Raw genomic sequence first — 18,248 nt, forward strand, 5'->3', positions numbered from 1 at the left:
GATTCTGGGTATGTCCACCACCGCTCGTCGCCGCCCGGCCGATCACGGCTGGTTCACATCGTCGCGCTCCAATAACGGTAACCAGTGTGTCGAGGTCCGCTTCGACGGCGACATCGTTCAGATACGTGACAGCAAATTTCGTCGCAATCCGATGAACGCCGGCCTCGACGAGCCGATCATCACCGTCGAGACCGACCTGTGGACCGCGTTCCTGCACTGCCTGCTCAGCGACCGCCGCCACCCCACCCTGCTCGCCCAGGTAGCCGCCGACGGCTCCGCCACCCTCCGCCACCACGACATCCGACTCCATTTCACCGCCGGCGAATGGGCGGCCTTCGTGGCCGGCGTCCGCGACGACGAGTTCGTCTGCGCCTGACGGCGGTACGCGGGTGCGGGGTCCGAGGCCGCCACACGCGTCGGAGGTTGTCGGCATACTGGAGCGCGTGACTTCCGATCCGATCAGTCCCTCCGGTATCGATCTGTCCTTCCGTGACCAGGCGGTGCGCGTCCAGGACGACCTGTTCGCGCACGTCAACGGGCAGTGGCTGGCCGGGTACGAGATCCCGGCCGACCGCGCGGTGGACGGCGCCTTCCGGACGTTGTACGACCAGGCCGAGCTCGACGTGCAGGCGATCATCCAGGACAGCGCGGCGAACGCGTCCGACGACGCCGACGCCCGCAAGATCGGTGACCTGTACTCGAGCTTCATGGACACCGACGCGGTGGCCGCGGCCGGTTTCGCGCCGGTCGCCGCCGAGCTGCGCGAGATCGCCGAGGTCGACAGCCCGAGCGCGTTCGCCGCGCTGCTCGGCCGCCTGCAGCGCACCGGCGTGCGCGGCGCGCTGGGCTACTACGTCGACACCGACGACAAGGACTCCACCCGCTACCTGGTGCACGCCACCCAGTCGGGCATCGGTCTGCCGGACGAGTCGTACTACCGCTCCGACGAATTCGCCGAGATCCGCGACGCCTACCAGGCCCATCTCGCGAAGATGTTCACCATCGCCGCCGCCGACCCGGCGCTGGCCGGGCTGGTGCCCGCCGATCCGGCCGACGCGGCCCGCCGCGTGTTCGAGCTGGAACGCACGCTGGCCGCCGGCCATTGGGACGTGGTGCGCCGTCGCGACGCCGAGAAGAGCTACAACCTCACCACGTTCGCCGACCTGGTCGCCGAGAACCCCGAATTCGACTGGGCCGCCTGGGTGGACGCCGTCGCCGCGGGTGTGGACCGCAGCGGGTCCGAGCTGTTCGCCGAGCTCGTCGTGCGCCAGCCCGACTACGTGCGCGCCTTCGCGCAGGCGTGGACCGCGGTGCCGCAGGCGGATTGGCGCGACTGGGCCGTGTGGCAGGTGCTGCACGCCAGGGCGCCGTTCCTGACCGACGAGATCGTCGCCGAGAACTTCGACTTCTACGGCCGCACCCTCACCGGCGCGCAGGAGAACCGCGAGCGCTGGAAGCGGGGCGTCTCGCTGGTGCAGGAGCTGCTCGGCGAGGCCGTCGGCAAACTGTATGTGGCCAAGCACTTTCCGCCGCAGGCCAAGGCGCGGATGGTGGAGCTGGTGGCCAACCTGCAGGAGGCCTACCGCCGCAATATCGCCGACCTGGAGTGGATGGGCCCGGACACCCGCGCCGCCGCGCTGACCAAGTTGGAGAAGTTCACCCCCAAGATCGGCTACCCCGACACCTGGCGTGACTACTCCGCGGTCGAGGTCGACCCGGCCGATCTGGTCGGCAACTACCGTCGCGGATATGCCGCCGATCATGACCGTGACCTGGGCAAACTGGGTGGCGAGGTGGACCGCGGCGAGTGGTTCATGACCCCGCAGACGGTCAACGCCTACTACAACCCGGGCATGAACGAGATCGTCTTCCCGGCCGCGATCCTGCAGCCGCCGTTCTTCGACATGAACGCCGACGACGCCGCCAACTACGGCGGCATCGGCGCGGTGATCGGCCACGAGATCGGCCACGGTTTCGACGATCAGGGCGCCAAGTACGACGGCGACGGCAACATGAAGGACTGGTGGACCGACGCCGACCGCGCCGAGTTCGGCAAGCGCACCAGGGCGCTGATCGACCAGTACAACGTGCTCTCCCCCGCCGACCTGGCCGACGAGCACACCGTCAACGGCGAGTTCACCATCGGCGAGAACATCGGTGACCTGGGTGGCCTGTCGATCGCCCTGGCCGCCTACAAGATCTCCCTCGACGGTGCCGAGCCCCCGGTCATCGACGGGCTCACCGGCCTGCAGCGCGTCTTCTACGGCTGGGCCCAGGTCTGGCGCACCAAGGCCCGCCCCGAGGAGGCCATCCGCCGCCTCGCCGTCGACCCGCACTCCCCGCCGGAGTTCCGCTGCAACGCCGTGGTTCGCAACATCGACAGCTTCTACGAAGCCTTCGACGTCACGCCCAGCGACAAACTCTTCCTGGCTCCCGACGAGCGCGTGACAATCTGGTAGACCACTGTCACCTGGTGCGATGATCTGGGCCGCGACCGATCACAGGCGCGTTCGCCGCGGCGAGTGCCGGACGTAGTGGTGGTCGGCTCCGAGGTCGGCGACCGAACTCGGCTGCGTGCCGAGCAGATCCAGGTGGCTATCGAGATCGCGACTTCTGGTGAATCCGCGGTGCGCGGCGAATATCGCATTACGCCGAGGGCGACCGGGTCGGTGACGTTGACCGACCCGTGCCCACTGACCATCGAGCTCGATGGGCTCGTCGGCGGACGGGTTGTTTGATCGCTACGGTAGTGGGGTGCGCTGGAAGCAGGTCGCTGACGATACGTTCGTGATTCGTGGGACCGATGTGAATATGGTTCTGCTGCGGGAGGGGTCGGCGCTCACGCTGATCGATGCCGGCTGGCTCGGTGATGCCGGGGTCATCGAGCAGGCGGTGCGTGAGCTCGGGCATCGGCCCGAGGACATCGTCGCGGTGTTGCTGACCCATGCCCATCTCGATCATGTGGGGGCGCTGAATCATCTGCACCGGCGCTACGGGATTCCCGCGTACACCAGTGCGGTCGAGGTGCGGCACGCACGGGGGGAATGCCATGAGTCGGCCACGCCCCTGGACGTGATCAAACGGCTCACCGATCGGAGCACGATCGCGTGGGCCGCACGGATCACCGCGGCGGGTGGTCTGCGCAAGAACACCGTCGCCCACATCCAGCCCTTCCCCACCGCCGGCGCGCTGGACTTCCCCGGCAACCCGATCCCGATCGCCTGTCCCGGCCACACCTCGGGCCATTCGGCCTTCCAGCTGCCCGCGGCCGGCGCCGTCGCCACCGGCGACTCCCTGGTCACCGCGCACCCGACCTCGAGAATCCAAGGGCCCCAGCTACTCCCGAGCTTCTTCCATCACTCCGTCCCCGACACCCTGGCGGCACTCGCCGCGCTCGAGTCCGTTCCGGCCGATCTGGTTCTGCCGGGCCACGGACTCCCCTTCACCGGTGGTGTGGCCGAAGCCGTCGCTCGAGCCCGCGCGACAGCCGTCCGGTCCGGAACTGCCAACAGCGAGTAGTCGACTCATCAGTGGCATCTGAGCCAGTAAATGCGAATAGCCACCGAGCAAGTCGCGTTTTCGATAGTGAAAGTACAGTAAGAGCAGATGAATTGGCCCGCTCATCATGTCGAGCAGCGACCGTGGGCGGCGCACGACGGATCACGGGCCGGGCCCGTGCCCGAGTGGGTGGCGGTGTCGATCCCGCCGCGCATCGCCGAACTCGAGTTCGACTCCAGGAGAACGACATCCGCGAGTGAGGCCGCGCTGATCGCGGTGACCCATCTCGAAGCGGGTCAGGGCCAGTACTCGACGTCGCTGCGCGAATTCCTGCTGCGCGCCGAGGCGGTCGCGTCCTCGCGCATCGAGCACATCGACGCGGGCTGGCGAGCTTTCGGCAAAGCCTTCGGTGGCGCGTCGACCCGCGCCGAGGCGGCGTCGCAAGTCAGTGCTGTGCGCGGCCTCGCGGGCCTGGTCGACGCCGCGGCGACCGGACAGATCACCGAGGCGAGCCTGCTCAGCGCCCACCGGGTGCTGATCGCGCCGGAGTGGGAGAAGGCGGGCCGTTTCCGCACGGTGCAGACCTGGATCGGCGGCAGCGATTACACGCCGCTCCACGCGCTGTACGTGCCACCGCCGCCGGAGCTCGTGCCCGAGTTGGTCGCCGATCTGCTGGCTTTCGTCGCGCGCACCGACCTGCCGATTCTCGTGCAGGCCGCGATCGCGCACGCGCAGTTCGTCTCGATCCACCCGTTCGTCAGCGGCAACGGCCGGATCGGCCGCGCGCTGGTGAGCGCGATTCTGCGCAGGCGGGGGCTGACCGACCGGGTGACAGTTCCCTTCTCCTCGGTCATGCTCGCCGACACCTCGCGCTATTTCGCCCAGCTGGATGCCTACCGGGGCGGTGCCGCCGACGAGTTCGTCGTGTACCTGGCGCTCGCGGCGGTGTATGCCAGCGAGGCCGCCATCGACTCCGCCCGCGCCCTGGCCGCGCTCCCCCAACGCTGGCGCGACCGTGCCCGTCCACGCGGCGGCTCCGCCGACGAGGCCCTGCTCGCGAACCTGCTCGAGCACCCGATCCTCACGATCGCGGTCGCGAACCGCCTCACCGCGACGACGGACTCGGCGACCTATCGCGCCCTCGAACGACTCGTCGACCGCGGCATCCTCGAAGTCGTCTCCGACTCCACCCGCAACCGCATCTGGGCGGCCACCGACGTCTTCGCCGAACTCGGCGCCCTCGACGCGGCGATCGGCCGCCGGACCACGGCGGGTCTGTCGTAGCGTGCGCCGTCAGCGCACGCGATTGCCCTGGTCGGCGTCGAAGAAGAAGATCTCGTCGAGTTTCGGTCGCAGGTGCAGGGTTTCGCCGAGGGTGGTCCGGAACCGGCGGTCGACGCGGACGACGATCTTGCCGGAGCGGGTGGACCAGTCGGTGCCGGCGCCGTGGGTGTAGACGAAGGATTCGGCGCCGAGTTCTTCGAGGAGCTCGGCGACGACGGTGATACCCGACGGGTCGGTGGTGACCTCCCACGCCTCGGGACGGATACCGAGAACCACCCTGGCACCGGAGACGCTGCGGGGCACTGGGATTCGCAGGCCGTCCAGGACCGCCGCGCCGTCGACCACCGGCGCCTCGAGCAGGTTCATGCCCGGTGAGCCGATGAAGCCGGCGACGAAGGTGTTCACCGGGTCGTCGTAGAGGTGGCGAGGGGAGGCGATCTGCTGGAGCGTCCCGTCGCGCAGGACCGCGACGCGGTGACCCATGGTCATCGCCTCGACCTGGTCGTGGGTGACGTAGACCGTGGTGGTGCCGAGTCGCTGTTGCAGCGCGGCGATCTGGGAGCGGGTGCTCACCCGCAGTTTGGCGTCGAGGTTGGACAGCGGCTCGTCCATGCAGAAGACCTGCGGGCGGCGCACGATCGCGCGGCCCATGGCGACCCGCTGGCGCTGACCGCCCGAGAGCTTGGCGGGCTTGCGGTCGAGCAGCGGCTCGAGCTCGAGCATGGCGGCCGCCTCCTTGACCCGAACGAGGGTGTCGGCCTTGCTCATTCCCGCGTTGCGCAGGGCGAAGCCCATGTTCTCGGCGACGGTCATGTTCGGGTAGAGCGCGTAGCTCTGGAACACCATCGCCACGTCGCGGGCGCGCGGTGGCAGTCCGGTGACGTCGCGCTCGCCGATGCGAATGGTCCCCTCCTCGACCGACTCGAGGCCGGCCAGCATGCGCAGGCTGGTCGACTTGCCGCAGCCCGACGGCCCGACCAGCACGAGGAACTCGCCGTCGGCGATGTCGAGATCGAGTGCGTCGACAGCGGGGGTGTCGGCGCCGGGATAGCGGTGCGTGACACCGTCGAACTGCACTGTCGCCATGGGGGATTCTCCTGGGAACGAGGCGGGCCGGTGGTCGCCACGACCACCGGCCCACGGGGTGACTACTTCGGCAGCTTGGGCGTGATCTGCCGGTCGATGATCGCCTGCACGTCGGCGGCGACCTTCGCCAGAACCGTGGCGGGATCGGCGTTCTGCAGACCGATCTGCTCGTAGCCGGTGCCGATGATCTGGTCGGCGCCGGGCACGAACACGCGGGCGTAGTCCTGGGACTTGGTCACCGACAGCTGGTCGATGGCGACCTTCGAGTTCGGGTTCTTGGCCAGGAAGTCCACCTCGGACGGGTCGGTCACCGCCGACTTGCGCACCGGCATGTATCCGGTGTTCTGCGAGAAGTACGCGGTGTTGGCCGCGTTGGTGACGAACTCGATGAACTTGAGCGCGTTGGTCTTGCGCGCGTCCGAGATCCGCGACGGAATCGCCAGGCCTGCGCCGCCGGTGGTGACGCCGGGGCCGTTCGGGTGCGGCAGGAACGCGGTGCCCACCTCGAACTTGCCGTCGGCGTTCTTCTTGATGCCCTTGAGATCGCCGGTGGAGGCGATCGTCGAGGCGGCCACGCCGGTGCCGAAGTCGACCGCGATCTGCGGACGGATCGCCGCGTACTTCTTCACATTGATCGAATCGCGCAGGTAGGTGGCCGCCGCGATCGAGCCCGGATCGGTGAACTTCAGCTTCCACTGATCGGAGTAGGCGCCGCCGAAGGTCCAGTTCGGGCCCTGGAAGGTCCAGCCGAGGTAGTTCTTGGCGTCGCCCCAGGCGTGCGCGAACTTGTCGGCGCCGACGACGGACTGGAGCTTGGGGCCCCACTCGTCGAATTCCTGCCAGGAGTTCGGGCCGCGGTCGGGCAGACCGGCCTTCGCCCACACGTCCTTGTTGTAGTAGAACAGCGGGGTCGAGCGGGCGTACGGCAGCGCGTAGTGCTTCCCGTCGAACAGGTAGTCGGCGGCGAGCGAGTCGACGTAGTCGCCCAGCTGCACGCCCGCGGCGCCGAAGTGGCTGTCCAGTGGCTCGATCGCCTTGGTCAGCGCGTAGTTGAACCACCAGACATCGGAGAGCACGACCACGTCGGGCAGGTCACCACCGGTGAGCGCGGCGTTGAACTTCTGCGCCACCTCCTCGTAGTTCTTGCCCGCGTCGACCAGGTTGACCGTCAGGTCCGGGTACTTCGCCTGGAACCGGTTGATCAGCTCCAGCTCCAGCTCCTTGGAGGTGCCGGGGTGGTTGGACCAGAAGGTGATGGTCTTGGCGTCGCCGCCGTCACCGGATCCGCCGCCGGTGCCCGCGCAGGCGGTGAGCGCCAGACCCGCGGCGGCCGCGCCGGTGAGGCCGAGGAAGCCGCGGCGGCTCAGCGCCGGGAATCGTTGACTGGACACGTGGATCTCCTGTTCGAGAATCAACCCTTGACCGCACCGGAGGTGAGGCCTTTGATCATGTGACGTTGCAGCGCGAGGAACACGATGAGGATCGGCAGCATCGTCAGCACGGTGCCCGCCATCACCGGCCCCCAGTTGGTGACCGACGGGTTCTCGGTGTTCTGCAGCAGGGTCAGCCCCACCGGCAGCGTGGCGACCTCGGCGGAGTCGGCCATCAGGAACGGCCAGAGGTACTCGTTCCACTCGTTGACCAGCGTGACCACCGCGAACGCCACCATCGTCGGACCCGACATCGGCAGCACCACCCTGGTCAGCAGCCGCCACCAGTTCGCGCCGTCCATCCGCGCCGCCTCGATGACCTCACCGGGCAGTGACAGGAAGTGGTTGCGCATCAGGAACGTGCCGAACGCGACGCCGCACAGCGGGATGATGATGCCCTGGAAAGTGTTGCGCCAGCCCAGCTGCGCGATCAGCGCGTAGTTGGAGATGACGGTGATCTGGTTGGGCACCATCAGCGCCGCGATGATCACCAGGAACACGATGTTCTTGCCGGGGAAACGCAGGAACACCAGGCCGTAGGCGCTGAACACGCCGAGCGCGAACTTCACCGCCGACACCACGCCGGTGACGATCAGCGAGTTGCGCAGGAAGGTCCAGAACGGCACCGTCGTGGTGGCCTCGCCGTAGTTCTCCGGATGCCAGCTGTGCGGCCAGTACACCGCGGGCTGGGTGTAGATGTCGGCGCGATCCTTGAGCGAGGTGATCAGGATCCAGAACAGCGGCACGCCGACCAGGATCAGCACGCACGCCATCGCGGCGTAACCGAGCGCGGTGACGGCGCGTTCGCGGCGCCGGTACGACAGTGTCTGCGGGCCTACGTGTTTCACCGATCGCCTCGATCCATGACGCGCACCTGGATCAGCGTGACCACCAGCAGCACCACGAACATGATGGTCGCGACGGTGGCGCCGTAGCCGGCCCGGAAATTGCGGAACGATTCCTCGTACACCTGGAACACCATGGTCGTCGTGCCGTTGCCCAGCGGCCCGCCGCGGGTCATCACATTGATGATGTCGAAGACTTGCAGCGAGTTCAGCAATACCGTGATCGACAGGAAGAAGGTCGTCGGACGAAGTTGTGGCAGAAGCACTTTGGTGAATGTCGTCCACCGGCTCGCGCCATCCATTTCGGCGGCTTCCAGCAACTCGGCGCGCACGCCCTGGAGCGCGGCCAGATAGATGACGAAGGTATAGCCGAGGTTCTTCCAGATGTAAGTGATCGTCACCATGAACAGGGCCCAGTGCGGGTCCTGGTAGAAATCCGGCACCTTGTCCACACCGACGCGATGCAGGACGTCTTGTACCAGACCGAAACTCGGATCGAAGATGAATTGGAAAGCCACGCCGATCGCCGCGCCGGAAATCACGAAAGGCGCGAAAATGGCCGAACGAACCACATTGCGGCCGAACAGTTTTCGGTCCAGCAGCAGCGCCAGCGCGAGGCCGAGCGCCATACTCACCGCGACCGCGGCGACGGTGAAGATCACCGTGTTGGAGACGACCTTCCAGGAATCCTCGCGCCCCCACCACTCGACGTAGTTGTCGAAACCGATCGGGGTGGCAACGGGATCCGCGATGTTCCAGTCGGTGAACGACAGCCGGATGTTGTCCGCCAGCGGCCGGTAAACGAACAGCGTCAGCAGCACCAGATTCGGCACGACCAGGACCAGGAACAGCGCATAGTCCTGCCACGGGCGGTTTTTCAGCCCGCGGCCTCGTGGTGCGGGGAGGACCCGCTCTGGACTGCTTCGCACCGCGGCAGTTTTACGGCGCATGGCGAACTGTCGGTTAACCCTGGCCGCCGTCTCTCTGAACATCGGGCGCACAAGGGCGAGTACAGCAAAAAGCCGAACAACACGATCGCGATTGATCGTATTGTTCGGCTTTTGTTCAGCGAATCAGTTCCAGTCGCCCAGTCCGTCACCGGAACTCAGGGTGCCGCCCTGGGTGTTGGTGATGACGACGGCGTCGCCCTTGCGCGAGTTCTCCAGGAACCACTTGGCGTTCTCGGTGCTCACGTTCAGGCAGCCGTGGCTGGCGTTGGAGTAGCCCTGCTGGGCGACCGACCACGGCGCGGCGTGCACGAAGATGCCGCTGTTGGAGATGCGGGTCGCGTACTCGACCTCGAGCTTGTAGCCCTCGGGATCGGTGACCGGGACGCCGTAGGTGGAGGAGTCCATGACCATCTTCTCGAACCGCTCGCCCACGATGTAGGTGCCGTTCGGGGTCTCGTGGCCCGGCTTGCCGAGCGAGGTCGGCATCTCCTTGACGACCTCACCGTTCACCGTCACGGTGATCATCTTGGTGTTGTCGTCGACGCTGGCGATGAACGCGTCACCGATGCGGAACGAGCTGGTGGTGCCGCCGGCCACGACGTTGACGTCGGTGTTGGCGGGCCAGAACTCGTTGGGCTTCCAGCGCACCTGCTTGTCGCCGGTCCAGTAGAAGTGGCCGGGCGCGGGCTGGCTCGAGGTGACCTTGATGGCCTTCTCGGCGGCGGCGCGGTCGCCGACCGGCTCCTTGAAGGTGATGATGATCGGCTGCGCGACGCCGACGGTCTCGCCGTCGGCGATGTTGATGTTCGGCGGGGCGAACGGCGCCTGCGGCGCGGGCTCGTTCACCGCGGGCTGGCTGGAACCGGAGCCCGGGAGGGTCGGCTGTGCCTGCGCGGGCATGACGATCAAAGCGCCCGCCGCCGCGACTGCCGCCGACAGCAGCAGACCCCGGCGAAGCCAGCGCGATTGCTGCATATTTGCCTCGTAGTGCATAGGTTTCTCGTCCATTCCATCTCTCGTTCCGCCTGCGGCGGCGCGAGATCTTCGTGATTGACGCGGAGTCCGCAACGGGTCTCCACGGGGTAACGACGCCCCGACCCTGACCGTCCATTCCTACCCGTCCGGGGTGACAACGTGCCAGCCGCGCCGCCGGGCGATCACGGATCGGCAACTCTGTGCGCCAGGTCACATAACGCGCTGTTATACACGGGCTTTCGTCAAACGCCGCGCTCACGTCGGCGAGTCGGCGGCGGTGATCTCGGGCCGGGTCGAAGTACAGGCGTGTGAGCTCCAAACGTGAAGTGACCGAAATCACCCGGTCCGTGTGAAGTGGATCGCTCGATCCGGCGCCGTCGCGAGATTTCGGGGTACGGCGCGTGGCCGCGCACCCAGCGCCAGGCCGGGGTCCAGGGACAACCGGACCGTGGTCAGCACGGTTGCCAGCACGATGCGGAGTTCGTGTTCGGCCAGCGTGGCGCCGATACAGCGGCGGTGGCCGCCGCCGAACGGAGCGAACTCGAACGGCGAGACCTTGCGGTCGAGGAACCGGTCGGGGTGGAACAGCCGGGGCGCGGGCCAGGCCGACGAGTCGCTGTGCAGCACGCCGACGGCGAGCCCGATCGTCTGCCCGGCCGCCACGTCCACCCCGCGCCACCGCAGCGGCTCCCGGAGCGTGCGCAGCACGATGGGGACCGGCGGATGCAGGCGCAGTGTTTCCTGGCAGACCGCGCCGAGCAGCGGCAGCGCGGCGAGATCGGCGGGGTCCGCGCCCGCGGCCGCCAGTTCGGCGGTGACCCGGTCGAGCAGGCCCGGCTCGCGATGCAGGTGATACAGCGCCCAGGTCAGGGTGGTGGCCGTAGTCTCGTGACCGGCGACGAGCAGGGTCCGCAGGTGTTCGCACAGTTGCGCATCGGTGAGGGCGCTGCCGTCGTCGTAGCGGGTGGCCAGAAGCAGATCGAGCAGGTCGCCGGAGCCAGGACCGTCGCGGCGCCGCCGGGCGATATCGGCCAGGATCACCCGGTCCAGTGCCGCGCGGGTGGCGACGAAGCGCTCCCACGGCCCGAATCCGCCCATGCCACGGCGTAAGACGGGCGCCACCAGCAACGGCGTGGTGAAGGCCGCGAGGAAATCGGTGACGGCACCGGCGTATTCGGGCTCGCGGTCGAGCTCGGTGCCGAAGACCGCCGCCAGGATGACCCGCAGGGTCATGGAGCGCGCCGCGGCAAGCGCATCGATCCGGCCGCCCACCTGCCAGGAACCCGCCGTGCCGCAACCGGTTTCGATTTCGCGCAGGGTCGCCGCGCGAATCACCCCGGCCAGCGCCCGCACGCGCGGACCGTGCAGCGCGGGCGCCAGCAGGGCGCGATCGGTGCGATGACGGGCGCCGGAGCTCAGGATCAGCGAGGCCGCGCCGACCATCGGTTCGATCGGATTGGGCCGCGGCGGCTCCAGCAGCGGCGCGGGCGCGCGGAACAATTCGCGCGCGCCCTCGGCCGTCCCGGTGAACAGCACCGGCGGGAAGCCTGGGAAGCCGACCGCGAACGGATCACTGTGGGCCGCGCGTCGCCGCAGGTAACCCTCGAAATCCCGGCCCGCGGCCAGTCCGTGCAGCAGCGACCAGCGTGGTGTCGCCGGGGGCGGGCGCAGCGCTGTCATGTCCGTTACTACGGCGCGCGCCGACGGCTGGTTCGAACCGGCACCTAGGTCGGCCCGGCCCGCAGCCGGCGCACCGTGCCCTGCGCGATCGCCGACAGCTTGGCCAGGCGCGCGTCACCGAGCGCGGTGAAGGAGTTGCCCAGCCGGTTGGTGACGAACGCGATCGACATCCGCAGGTCGGGATCGGCGTAGGCGCCGGAACCGCCGATCCCGTAGTGGCCGAACGCATGTCGTGGCTGCTGCTTGGTCATCAGCACCGGGCGGTGATAGCCGAGCGTGAAGTGCAGCGGCAGACCGAGGACGTAGTCGCGGCTGTCGGTCTGCTGGGTCCGGTTGACCAGCTCGATCGTCTCCGGCCGCAGGAATTGCACCGCCGGGTTGCCGCGCGGCGGCCGGGGTGCGGCGTCGCCCGCGTACACCGCGCCACCGTTGGCCAGCGCGCCGTACATCCTGGCCAACGCCCTGGCCGAGAAGACGCCGTTCCAACCCGGCATGACCGCGTCGTGCACGCGCGGGTCACGCACCAGCTCGTCGAAGCTCTCCGGCATGCCCGCCTCGGCCAGTCCGCGCGCGGGCCGCACCCACGACAGCACCGAGGACGCGGTATTCCACCGGATGCCCGGCGGCGCCAGGTGCGGGAAGATCTTGGCGATGCGGTGCCGCTGGGCGGCGGGCACCTGGAACCAGAACTCGTCGGTTCCCAGCGGCTGGGCCACTTCTCGCTCGAGCACCGTGGTGAACGATTCACCGGTCACCCGCTGCACGATCTCGGCGACCAGCCAGCCGAAGGTGATCGCGTGATAGCCCGAGGTGCGGATACGACGGGGGTCGGCCGGGCTCTCCGCCAGCGCGGTGACCACCTTGTCGTAGTCGAGGATCCCCTCGCGTCCCGGCACCAGCCCGCGCACCCGGTGCAGGCCGGCGCGGTGTGAGAGCACATCGCGCACGGTGATGTCGTGCTTGCCGTGCGCGGCGAACTCCGGCCAGTACCGGGCGACCGGCGCCTCGTAGTCGATCAGCCCGCGCTCGGCCAGCCGGTGCACGACCGTCGCCGCGACGCCCTTGCCGGTGGAGAAGGTGAGCGCGACGTTCTCGCCGTTCCAGCGCTGGTCCTTGGCGGCCCAGCCCGCCCAGATGTCGACGACGGGCCTGCCGTCCAGGTAGATGGCCAGCGCGCCGCCACCGCGGCTGGGCTGCGGGAAGAGACCGAAGAAATGGTCGGCCAGCCGGATGAATCGGGGATCGACCAGCATTTGGCGCGGTGCCGTGATCGGCGTGCCGCCGGGCCGGGTCAGGGGGCCGAAATCTCCCGCCGTTGCTGCCACCATCGGGTTCACCTCCTGATGCAGGTACGGCCGGGGGCCGGAATCCCAAGGGTAACCCAGCGCCCCGACCATCGGGATGGAGTCGACGCCGGTGGCTCCGGTGGTGTATTCACAGTAGGTGTTTGCAGACCTGTCCATCGGCCGGCTCGTCGGCGCGGTCGCCATCACGGTGACCGCCTTCGTCGCGAGTGGGTGCGGTGGCACCATCGACGGCCACGCGCAGCCCGCGATCGATGTCGTCCCGGCGACCAGCAGCGCCGGCCCCACCACCAAGCCCGGCAAACCCACCACGGGCAAGCCGACCGCCAGCAAGCCGGCCCAGACCTCGACCCGGGGCGGCAGCACCGACTTCCAGGCCAACATCGGCGACTGCGTCTCGCTCGGCGGCACCGTCGACGACGCCACCATCGACAAGGCGTCGTGCGGCAGCCGCTCGTCGAACTACAAGGTCATCGGCAAGGCCAAGAACAGCACCGGCTGCGTCAGCGACCGCGACAACTTCTACGCCGAGACCCTCAACGGCATCGAGACCGGCGCGCTGTGCCTCGACATCGACTGGGTGGTCGGCGGCTGCATGGATGTCGGCGGCGACGAGCCCAAGCGGATCGACTGCGGCGAGTCCGGTTCCGAGCCGGTCAAGGTCATCACGATCAAGAACAACACCGACAGCGTCGACGACTGCCCCGACGTGGCCGACTCGGGCTTCAAGTACCCCGAGCGCAAAGTCGTGGTCTGCGTCCAGAGCCTGTAGTCCGGCGAAAGACCAGCGCGACGGCTAGTTTGGGAAGGTGCCCCCGACCCAGACGGTTCGGCTGAACTCGGCCACGGGGCGGTGGATCCTGCTCGCCACCATCCTCGGCTCTTCGATGGCGTCGCTGGACGCCACCGTCGTGTCGGTCGCGTTGCCGCGCATCGGCGAATCCCTGCACACCGACGTCGCCGGTCTGCAATGGACCGTCAACGGCTACACCCTCACCCTGGCCTCGTTCATCCTGCTCGGCGGGTCGCTCGGCGACAAGCTCGGCCGCAAACGCGTGTTCGTCTGGGGCGTGGCCGGATTCGCGGTCACCTCGCTGCTGTGCGCGGTCGCGGTGAATATCGAGATGCTGGTCCTCGCCCGTCTGCTGCAAGGCCTGGCGGGGGCGCTGCTCACCCCGGGCAGCCTCGCGCTGATCTCGGCGTCGATCGACAAGGACGACCAGGGCAGCGCGATCGGGCTGTGGTCGGGCCTGGGTGGCGTGGCGGGCGCGTTCGGGCCGCTGCTCGGCGGCGGGCTCATCGACCTGGTCGGCTGGCGGGCGATCTTCCTGCTGAACGTGCCGCTGGCGCTGGTCGTCGCGGTGGTGGCGATCCGGTTCGTGCCGGAGAGCCGTGATCCGGACGCGCCGTCGCGCATCGATGTGCCGGGGGCGGTGATCGTCGCAATCGCGCTCGGGGCGCTGACGCTGGGCCTGATCGAGGGGTACCCGGTGCTGATCGGCGTCGGGGTGGTGGCGCTGGCGCTGTTCGTGGTCGTCGAGCTGCGCAGCCCGAATCCGCTGGTCCCGCCGTCGCTGTTCGGTTCGCGGGTGTTCACCGCGGCGAATCTGGTGACGTTCTTCGTCTACGCCGCGCTGGGTGGCGTCTTCTTCCTGCTGGTGCTGCAACTGCAGCTGGTCTCCGGATACTCGCCGATGGCGTCGGGCGCGGCGAGTCTGCCGGTGACGGTGCTGATGCTGGTGCTGTCCGCTCCGGCCGGGCGCTGGGCGCAGCGGCACGGACCGCGGATCCCGATGACCGCGGGCCCGCTGCTGGCCGCGGGCGGGGTGTTCGCGCTGCAACGGGTCGGGGCCGAGGCGAACTACCTCACCGATGTGCTGCCGGGGGTCCTGATCTTCGGGCTCGGGCTCTCGGTCATGGTCGCGCCGCTGACCGGCGCGGTGCTGGCCGCGGTGCCCGCCGGCGACGCCGGCATCGCCTCCGGGGTCAACAACGCCGTCGCCAGGACCGCGCAGCTGCTGGCCGTGGCGGCGTTGCCGGGCCTGGCGGGATTGTCCGGCGCGTTCGACGATCCGATCGCCTTCGCCGCGGGCTTCGACACCGCGATGCGCTGGTGCGCGGCATTGCTGCTGGTCGGGGCGGTCGTCGCGGGTGTGCTGCTGCGGGTCCCGCGCCGCGCGCCGGAGCCCGATCGGGTCGATTGCCTGCCGCACTGCGCGGGTGCCGACGGTCCGGCGCTCGCGCCCCTGGGACAGAAATACCTCGGACAGAAATAGTGCGGACCACGGGGAGCGCAATCCCCGTGACCCGCACGACTTCCGGCGATCCGAGCGGCTGCGCTACACCGGATGGAACCCCGCGCCGACGCCCCCGCGGGCGTTGATGTCGTTCATGATCGTGCTCATGTTCGTGCCGACCTCGGGCCCGAAGCAGGCCACGGCCAGGTAGGCGTTCACCATGCCCACCAGGGTCGAGCCGACGACCACCGGCGCGCCGGAGTCGCCCTCGATCACGCACATCTGGGCCCAGGTCTCGGTATTGGTCTGGAAGACGTCACCCCAGGTGATGCCGCAGGTGTTGCCGGTGGTCCGGCCTTCCTTGCAGACGATCGTCGGGAACTGGGCGGGCCCGCCGACGCCGGTGATGGTGACGTTGCCGATCCGGTTGACCGGGATGATCCGCCCCGGCGTGAACTCGATGACCGCGTAGTCGAGATCGGGGTTGCTGTAGGCGAACCGGCCGATCTCGCCGTAGCCGCGGTCCACCTCGGCGGTGACGGTGGATCCCGCGTCGCCGCAGTGGCCCGCGGTCAGCCCGACGAGTCTGCCCGCGCCGTCGTAGCCGACCGTGGTGACGGTGCACTCGAACATGCTGTCGATGACGATTCCGGAGCCGCCGCCGATCACCGGTGGGCCGGGTTGAGCCTGCGAAGCGCCCGCGCCGGTGCCGAGCAGTGCTGCACCGAGGGCGACGGCGAAGGCGGCGTTGGCCACCTTGGCGAGTGTGGTGAACATGTCCCTCCAGACGTCGGAAGCCCGCACGATATCAATTCGCTCTGCCTATCGTGCCTGTATTCCGTCCCGGGCGCGCCCCGCCCGCCGGGCCTGTCACTGCCATAGCGAATATCTATCAATGGAATGATCAATTGACCAGTTTTGCCGGGCTCTGTGATCTTCCGGAGTATTCGGCCGGGGGGTTCGTTATGAATGACAGTTTTCCGCAATATTTATTCGGCGCAACCGCCAGTACTGGGAATCCATGGGGAAAACGACATCCGGAGCAATCGCCGATACCCCCACAATTGTGGGCTGTATGGTCCGACATGGCGGAACTCATAGCCGTTCTCGACCGTGACCTCTGTCTATGACCGCGCTCACATGTCGGTGGTGTGTTCTGCGCTACTCCGTAGTAAGGTGCGTCAAGCAAACAAGTCGTCGGGGTGTTGATGACCTGGCGTCGAGAGGGGTAATAGCAGTGCAGTCGACCGAGAGTCCACCCGCCCGTTCACGAGTCAGCGAAGCTGTCGACCGGACCAAGGGCCTTTGGGAAGACCATCCGAAGAAGTCCCTCGAGACCTTCGGTCGACAGATCACGATGGGTTTCGAAGCGATCACGGAGTTGATCGTCGCGATCTTCCGTCGCCGCTTCCCCTTCGACGAGTTCGTGCGGCAGTGCGCGTTCATGGCCAATGTCGCCGCGGCGCCCACCCTGCTCGTCGCCATCCCGATCGCGGTGATCGTCTCCATCCAGGTCGGCGCGGTCGCCGGTCAGGTCGGCGCGACCTCGTTCATCGGCGCGGCGAACGGCCTCGGCATCATCCAGCAGGGCGCGCCACTGGTCACCTCGATCATGATCGCCGGCGCGGTCGGCTCGGCGGTCTGCGCCGACCTCGGCTCGCGCACCATCCGTGAAGAGATCGACGCCATGAAGGTGATGGGCGTCGATCCGCTGCGCAGGCTGGTCGCCCCCCGGCTCGGCGCCGCGATGATCGTCAGCTTCCTGCTCTGCGGCTTCGTCGTCTTCGTCGGCTTCATCACCGGCTACATGTTCAACATCTTCGCCCAGGCGGGTACCCCCGGTTCCTACATGAGCACCTTCGCCTCGTTCGCGGTCACCCGCGACCTCGCGGTGGCGCTGCTCAAGTCGGTGATCTTCGGCATCATCGCCGCGATCATCGCCTGCGACTCCGGCCTCAACGCCCGCGGCGGCCCCGGTGGCGTCGCCAACGCGGTGAACTCGGCGGTGGTCAGCTCCATGGTGATGCTGCTCGGTGTCAACGTGGCGATCACGCAGATCTACGCCGCAGTCTTCCCCCCACAGGTGGTCTGAGCCATGTCATCAACGTACGTACCTCCGCTGCTGCGGCCGCTGCGCCAGCTCAAGGCGGTCGGCAAGGCGCCCGTCGACCTGCTCGCGCGGCTCGGACACCAGGTCTTCTTCTTCCTGCGTTCCGTCGGCTCGATTCCGCTGGCCTTCAAGCAGTACCCGAAGGAAGTCTGGCGGCTGCTCTCCGACGTCACCTGGGGTAACGGCAACATCGTCGTCGGTGGTGGCACCATCGGCGTCATCCTGATCATCAGCGCCTTCGGCGGCATGACCGTCGCCATCCAGGGTCACACCTCGCTGAACCTGCTCGGCCTGAGCCCGATCACCGGCGCCATCTCGGCCTTCGCCACCACCCGCGAGCTCGGCCCGCTGCTGGCGGCCCTGGCCTTCGCGGCCCAGGCGGGCTGTCGATTCACCGCCCAGCTCGGCGCCATGCGCATCTCCGAGGAGATCGACGCGCTCGACTCGATCGCCATCCGCCCGCTGCCCTACCTGGTCAGCACCCGGATGATGGCCGCGGTCATCGCGATCGTGCCGCTGTACTGCATCGGCCTGGTGATGGCCTACGTGTCCTGCTCGATCACGGTGCAGCTGATAGGTGGCACCGCGGCCGGTACCTACTCGCACTACTTCTACCAATTCCTGGTACCGACCGACGTGCTGTACTCGCTGCTCAAGGCGGTCGTGTTCGTCATGATCACGACGTTCATCCAGTGCTACTACGGCTTCTTCGCCTCGGGCGGACCCGAGGGCGTCGGCGTCGCGGCCGGCCGCGCGATCAAGATGTGCATCATCCTGGTCGTGTTCGCCGACCTGTTCATGACTTTGGCGATCTGGGGCGTCAACCCCGGAATCAGGATCTCGGGGTAG

General features: G+C 68.1%; 17 protein-coding genes. 9 read left to right on the plus strand and 8 right to left on the minus strand.

Annotation, left to right across the window (positions count from 1 at the left end; genetic code table 11):
- Nucleotides 1-10 precede the first annotated feature (10 nt).
- From ACIO52_RS11040 to ACIO52_RS11060, 5 genes are all read left to right on the plus strand, one after another.
- A complete protein-coding gene (locus tag ACIO52_RS11040; RefSeq protein WP_402643261.1) occupies nt 11-376 on the plus strand; it encodes a DUF397 domain-containing protein in 366 nt (121 codons plus the stop codon).
- A 67-nt stretch (nt 377-443) separates the two neighbouring features.
- A complete protein-coding gene (locus ACIO52_RS11045; RefSeq protein ID WP_316573079.1) occupies nt 444-2,459 on the plus strand; it encodes a M13-type metalloendopeptidase in 2,016 nt (671 codons plus the stop codon).
- Between the two features lie 78 nt (nt 2,460-2,537).
- Nucleotides 2,538-2,738, plus strand: a complete 201-nt coding sequence (locus tag ACIO52_RS11050) for a hypothetical protein (protein WP_218722247.1) — start codon at nt 2,538-2,540, stop codon at nt 2,736-2,738.
- Complete coding sequence (locus ACIO52_RS11055) at nt 2,710-3,519, plus strand: MBL fold metallo-hydrolase (RefSeq protein ID WP_374104934.1); 810 nt, start codon at nt 2,710-2,712, stop codon at nt 3,517-3,519. The genes ACIO52_RS11050 and ACIO52_RS11055 overlap by 29 nt, the downstream gene beginning before the upstream one ends.
- Nucleotides 3,520-3,606: 87 nt before the next feature.
- A complete protein-coding gene (locus ACIO52_RS11060) occupies nt 3,607-4,782 on the plus strand; it encodes a Fic family protein (protein ID WP_218722245.1) in 1,176 nt (391 codons plus the stop codon).
- A gap of 9 nt (nt 4,783-4,791) precedes the next feature.
- On the opposite strand, the gene ACIO52_RS11065 is transcribed toward ACIO52_RS11060, so the two are convergent.
- The 7 genes from ACIO52_RS11065 to ACIO52_RS11095 all read right to left on the minus strand — a co-directional run bounded on the left by ACIO52_RS11065 (nt 4,792) and on the right by ACIO52_RS11095 (nt 13,001).
- Complete coding sequence (locus ACIO52_RS11065) at nt 4,792-5,868, minus strand: sn-glycerol-3-phosphate ABC transporter ATP-binding protein UgpC (RefSeq protein WP_342801350.1); 1,077 nt, start codon at nt 5,866-5,868, stop codon at nt 4,792-4,794.
- Between the two features lie 62 nt (nt 5,869-5,930).
- Complete coding sequence (locus tag ACIO52_RS11070) at nt 5,931-7,259, minus strand: ABC transporter substrate-binding protein (protein WP_218722243.1); 1,329 nt, start codon at nt 7,257-7,259, stop codon at nt 5,931-5,933.
- A gap of 20 nt (nt 7,260-7,279) precedes the next feature.
- Nucleotides 7,280-8,071, minus strand: a complete 792-nt coding sequence (locus ACIO52_RS11075) for a carbohydrate ABC transporter permease (RefSeq protein ID WP_255588806.1) — start codon at nt 8,069-8,071, stop codon at nt 7,280-7,282.
- A gap of 71 nt (nt 8,072-8,142) precedes the next feature.
- The gene (locus tag ACIO52_RS11080) at nt 8,143-9,093 is read right to left on the minus strand and encodes a carbohydrate ABC transporter permease (protein ID WP_218722280.1); all 951 of its coding nucleotides are present in this window, start codon (nt 9,091-9,093) and stop codon (nt 8,143-8,145) included.
- A gap of 123 nt (nt 9,094-9,216) precedes the next feature.
- Entirely contained in the window at nt 9,217-10,101 is an 885-nt protein-coding gene (locus ACIO52_RS11085) for a L,D-transpeptidase (protein WP_374104933.1), read from the minus strand.
- A 303-nt stretch (nt 10,102-10,404) separates the two neighbouring features.
- Nucleotides 10,405-11,748, minus strand: coding sequence for a cytochrome P450 (locus ACIO52_RS11090; RefSeq protein ID WP_218722241.1), 1,344 nt, complete (start codon nt 11,746-11,748; stop codon nt 10,405-10,407).
- A 44-nt stretch (nt 11,749-11,792) separates the two neighbouring features.
- The gene (locus ACIO52_RS11095; RefSeq protein WP_218722278.1) at nt 11,793-13,001 is read right to left on the minus strand and encodes a serine hydrolase domain-containing protein; all 1,209 of its coding nucleotides are present in this window, start codon (nt 12,999-13,001) and stop codon (nt 11,793-11,795) included.
- A gap of 190 nt (nt 13,002-13,191) precedes the next feature.
- On the opposite strand from ACIO52_RS11095, the gene ACIO52_RS11100 reads away from it, so the two are divergent.
- Together ACIO52_RS11100 and ACIO52_RS11105 are read left to right on the plus strand one after the other, a co-directional pair.
- Nucleotides 13,192-13,824, plus strand: coding sequence for a hypothetical protein (locus ACIO52_RS11100; protein ID WP_218722240.1), 633 nt, complete (start codon nt 13,192-13,194; stop codon nt 13,822-13,824).
- Between the two features lie 37 nt (nt 13,825-13,861).
- Nucleotides 13,862-15,328, plus strand: a complete 1,467-nt coding sequence (locus tag ACIO52_RS11105) for an MFS transporter (protein ID WP_218722239.1) — start codon at nt 13,862-13,864, stop codon at nt 15,326-15,328.
- A gap of 63 nt (nt 15,329-15,391) precedes the next feature.
- Here the strand turns inward: ACIO52_RS11105 and ACIO52_RS11110 are convergent, their stop codons facing one another.
- Nucleotides 15,392-16,066 (minus strand): S1 family peptidase, encoded by a 675-nt coding sequence (locus ACIO52_RS11110; protein WP_218722238.1) that lies wholly within the window; start codon nt 16,064-16,066, stop codon nt 15,392-15,394.
- Between the two features lie 460 nt (nt 16,067-16,526).
- Between ACIO52_RS11110 and ACIO52_RS11115 the strand changes: the two genes are divergently transcribed.
- Both ACIO52_RS11115 and ACIO52_RS11120 read left to right on the plus strand, forming a co-directional pair.
- Nucleotides 16,527-17,381, plus strand: a complete 855-nt coding sequence (locus ACIO52_RS11115) for an ABC transporter permease (protein WP_218722237.1) — start codon at nt 16,527-16,529, stop codon at nt 17,379-17,381.
- 3 nt (nt 17,382-17,384) lie between these two features.
- Nucleotides 17,385-18,248: an ABC transporter permease gene (locus ACIO52_RS11120; RefSeq protein WP_218722236.1), complete on the plus strand. Its 864-nt coding sequence runs from the start codon at nt 17,385-17,387 to the stop codon at nt 18,246-18,248.

The organism is Nocardia sp. NPDC087230 (assembly GCF_044744725.1).
Classification (GTDB): Bacteria; Actinomycetota; Actinomycetes; order Mycobacteriales; family Mycobacteriaceae; genus Nocardia; species Nocardia canadensis.

What these genes read in the sequence shown, in the direction of transcription:
- ACIO52_RS11040 (WP_402643261.1), top strand. Translation starts at nt 11, where the DNA reads ATGTCCACCACCGCTCGTCGCCGCCCGGCCGATCACGGCTGGTTCACA.
- ACIO52_RS11055 (WP_374104934.1), top strand. Translation starts at nt 2,710, where the DNA reads ATGGGCTCGTCGGCGGACGGGTTGTTTGATCGCTACGGTAGTGGGGTG.
- ACIO52_RS11060 (WP_218722245.1), top strand. Translation starts at nt 3,607, where the DNA reads ATGAATTGGCCCGCTCATCATGTCGAGCAGCGACCGTGGGCGGCGCAC.
- ACIO52_RS11065 (WP_342801350.1), bottom strand. Translation starts at nt 5,868, where the DNA reads ATGGCGACAGTGCAGTTCGACGGTGTCACGCACCGCTATCCCGGCGCC.
- ACIO52_RS11075 (WP_255588806.1), bottom strand. Translation starts at nt 8,071, where the DNA reads ATGGCGTGCGTGCTGATCCTGGTCGGCGTGCCGCTGTTCTGGATCCTG.
- ACIO52_RS11080 (WP_218722280.1), bottom strand. Translation starts at nt 9,093, where the DNA reads ATGCGCCGTAAAACTGCCGCGGTGCGAAGCAGTCCAGAGCGGGTCCTC.
- ACIO52_RS11085 (WP_374104933.1), bottom strand. Translation starts at nt 10,101, where the DNA reads ATGGACGAGAAACCTATGCACTACGAGGCAAATATGCAGCAATCGCGC.
- ACIO52_RS11090 (WP_218722241.1), bottom strand. Translation starts at nt 11,748, where the DNA reads ATGACAGCGCTGCGCCCGCCCCCGGCGACACCACGCTGGTCGCTGCTG.
- ACIO52_RS11095 (WP_218722278.1), bottom strand. Translation starts at nt 13,001, where the DNA reads ATGCTGGTCGATCCCCGATTCATCCGGCTGGCCGACCATTTCTTCGGT.
- ACIO52_RS11110 (WP_218722238.1), bottom strand. Translation starts at nt 16,066, where the DNA reads ATGTTCACCACACTCGCCAAGGTGGCCAACGCCGCCTTCGCCGTCGCC.
- ACIO52_RS11120 (WP_218722236.1), top strand. Translation starts at nt 17,385, where the DNA reads ATGTCATCAACGTACGTACCTCCGCTGCTGCGGCCGCTGCGCCAGCTC.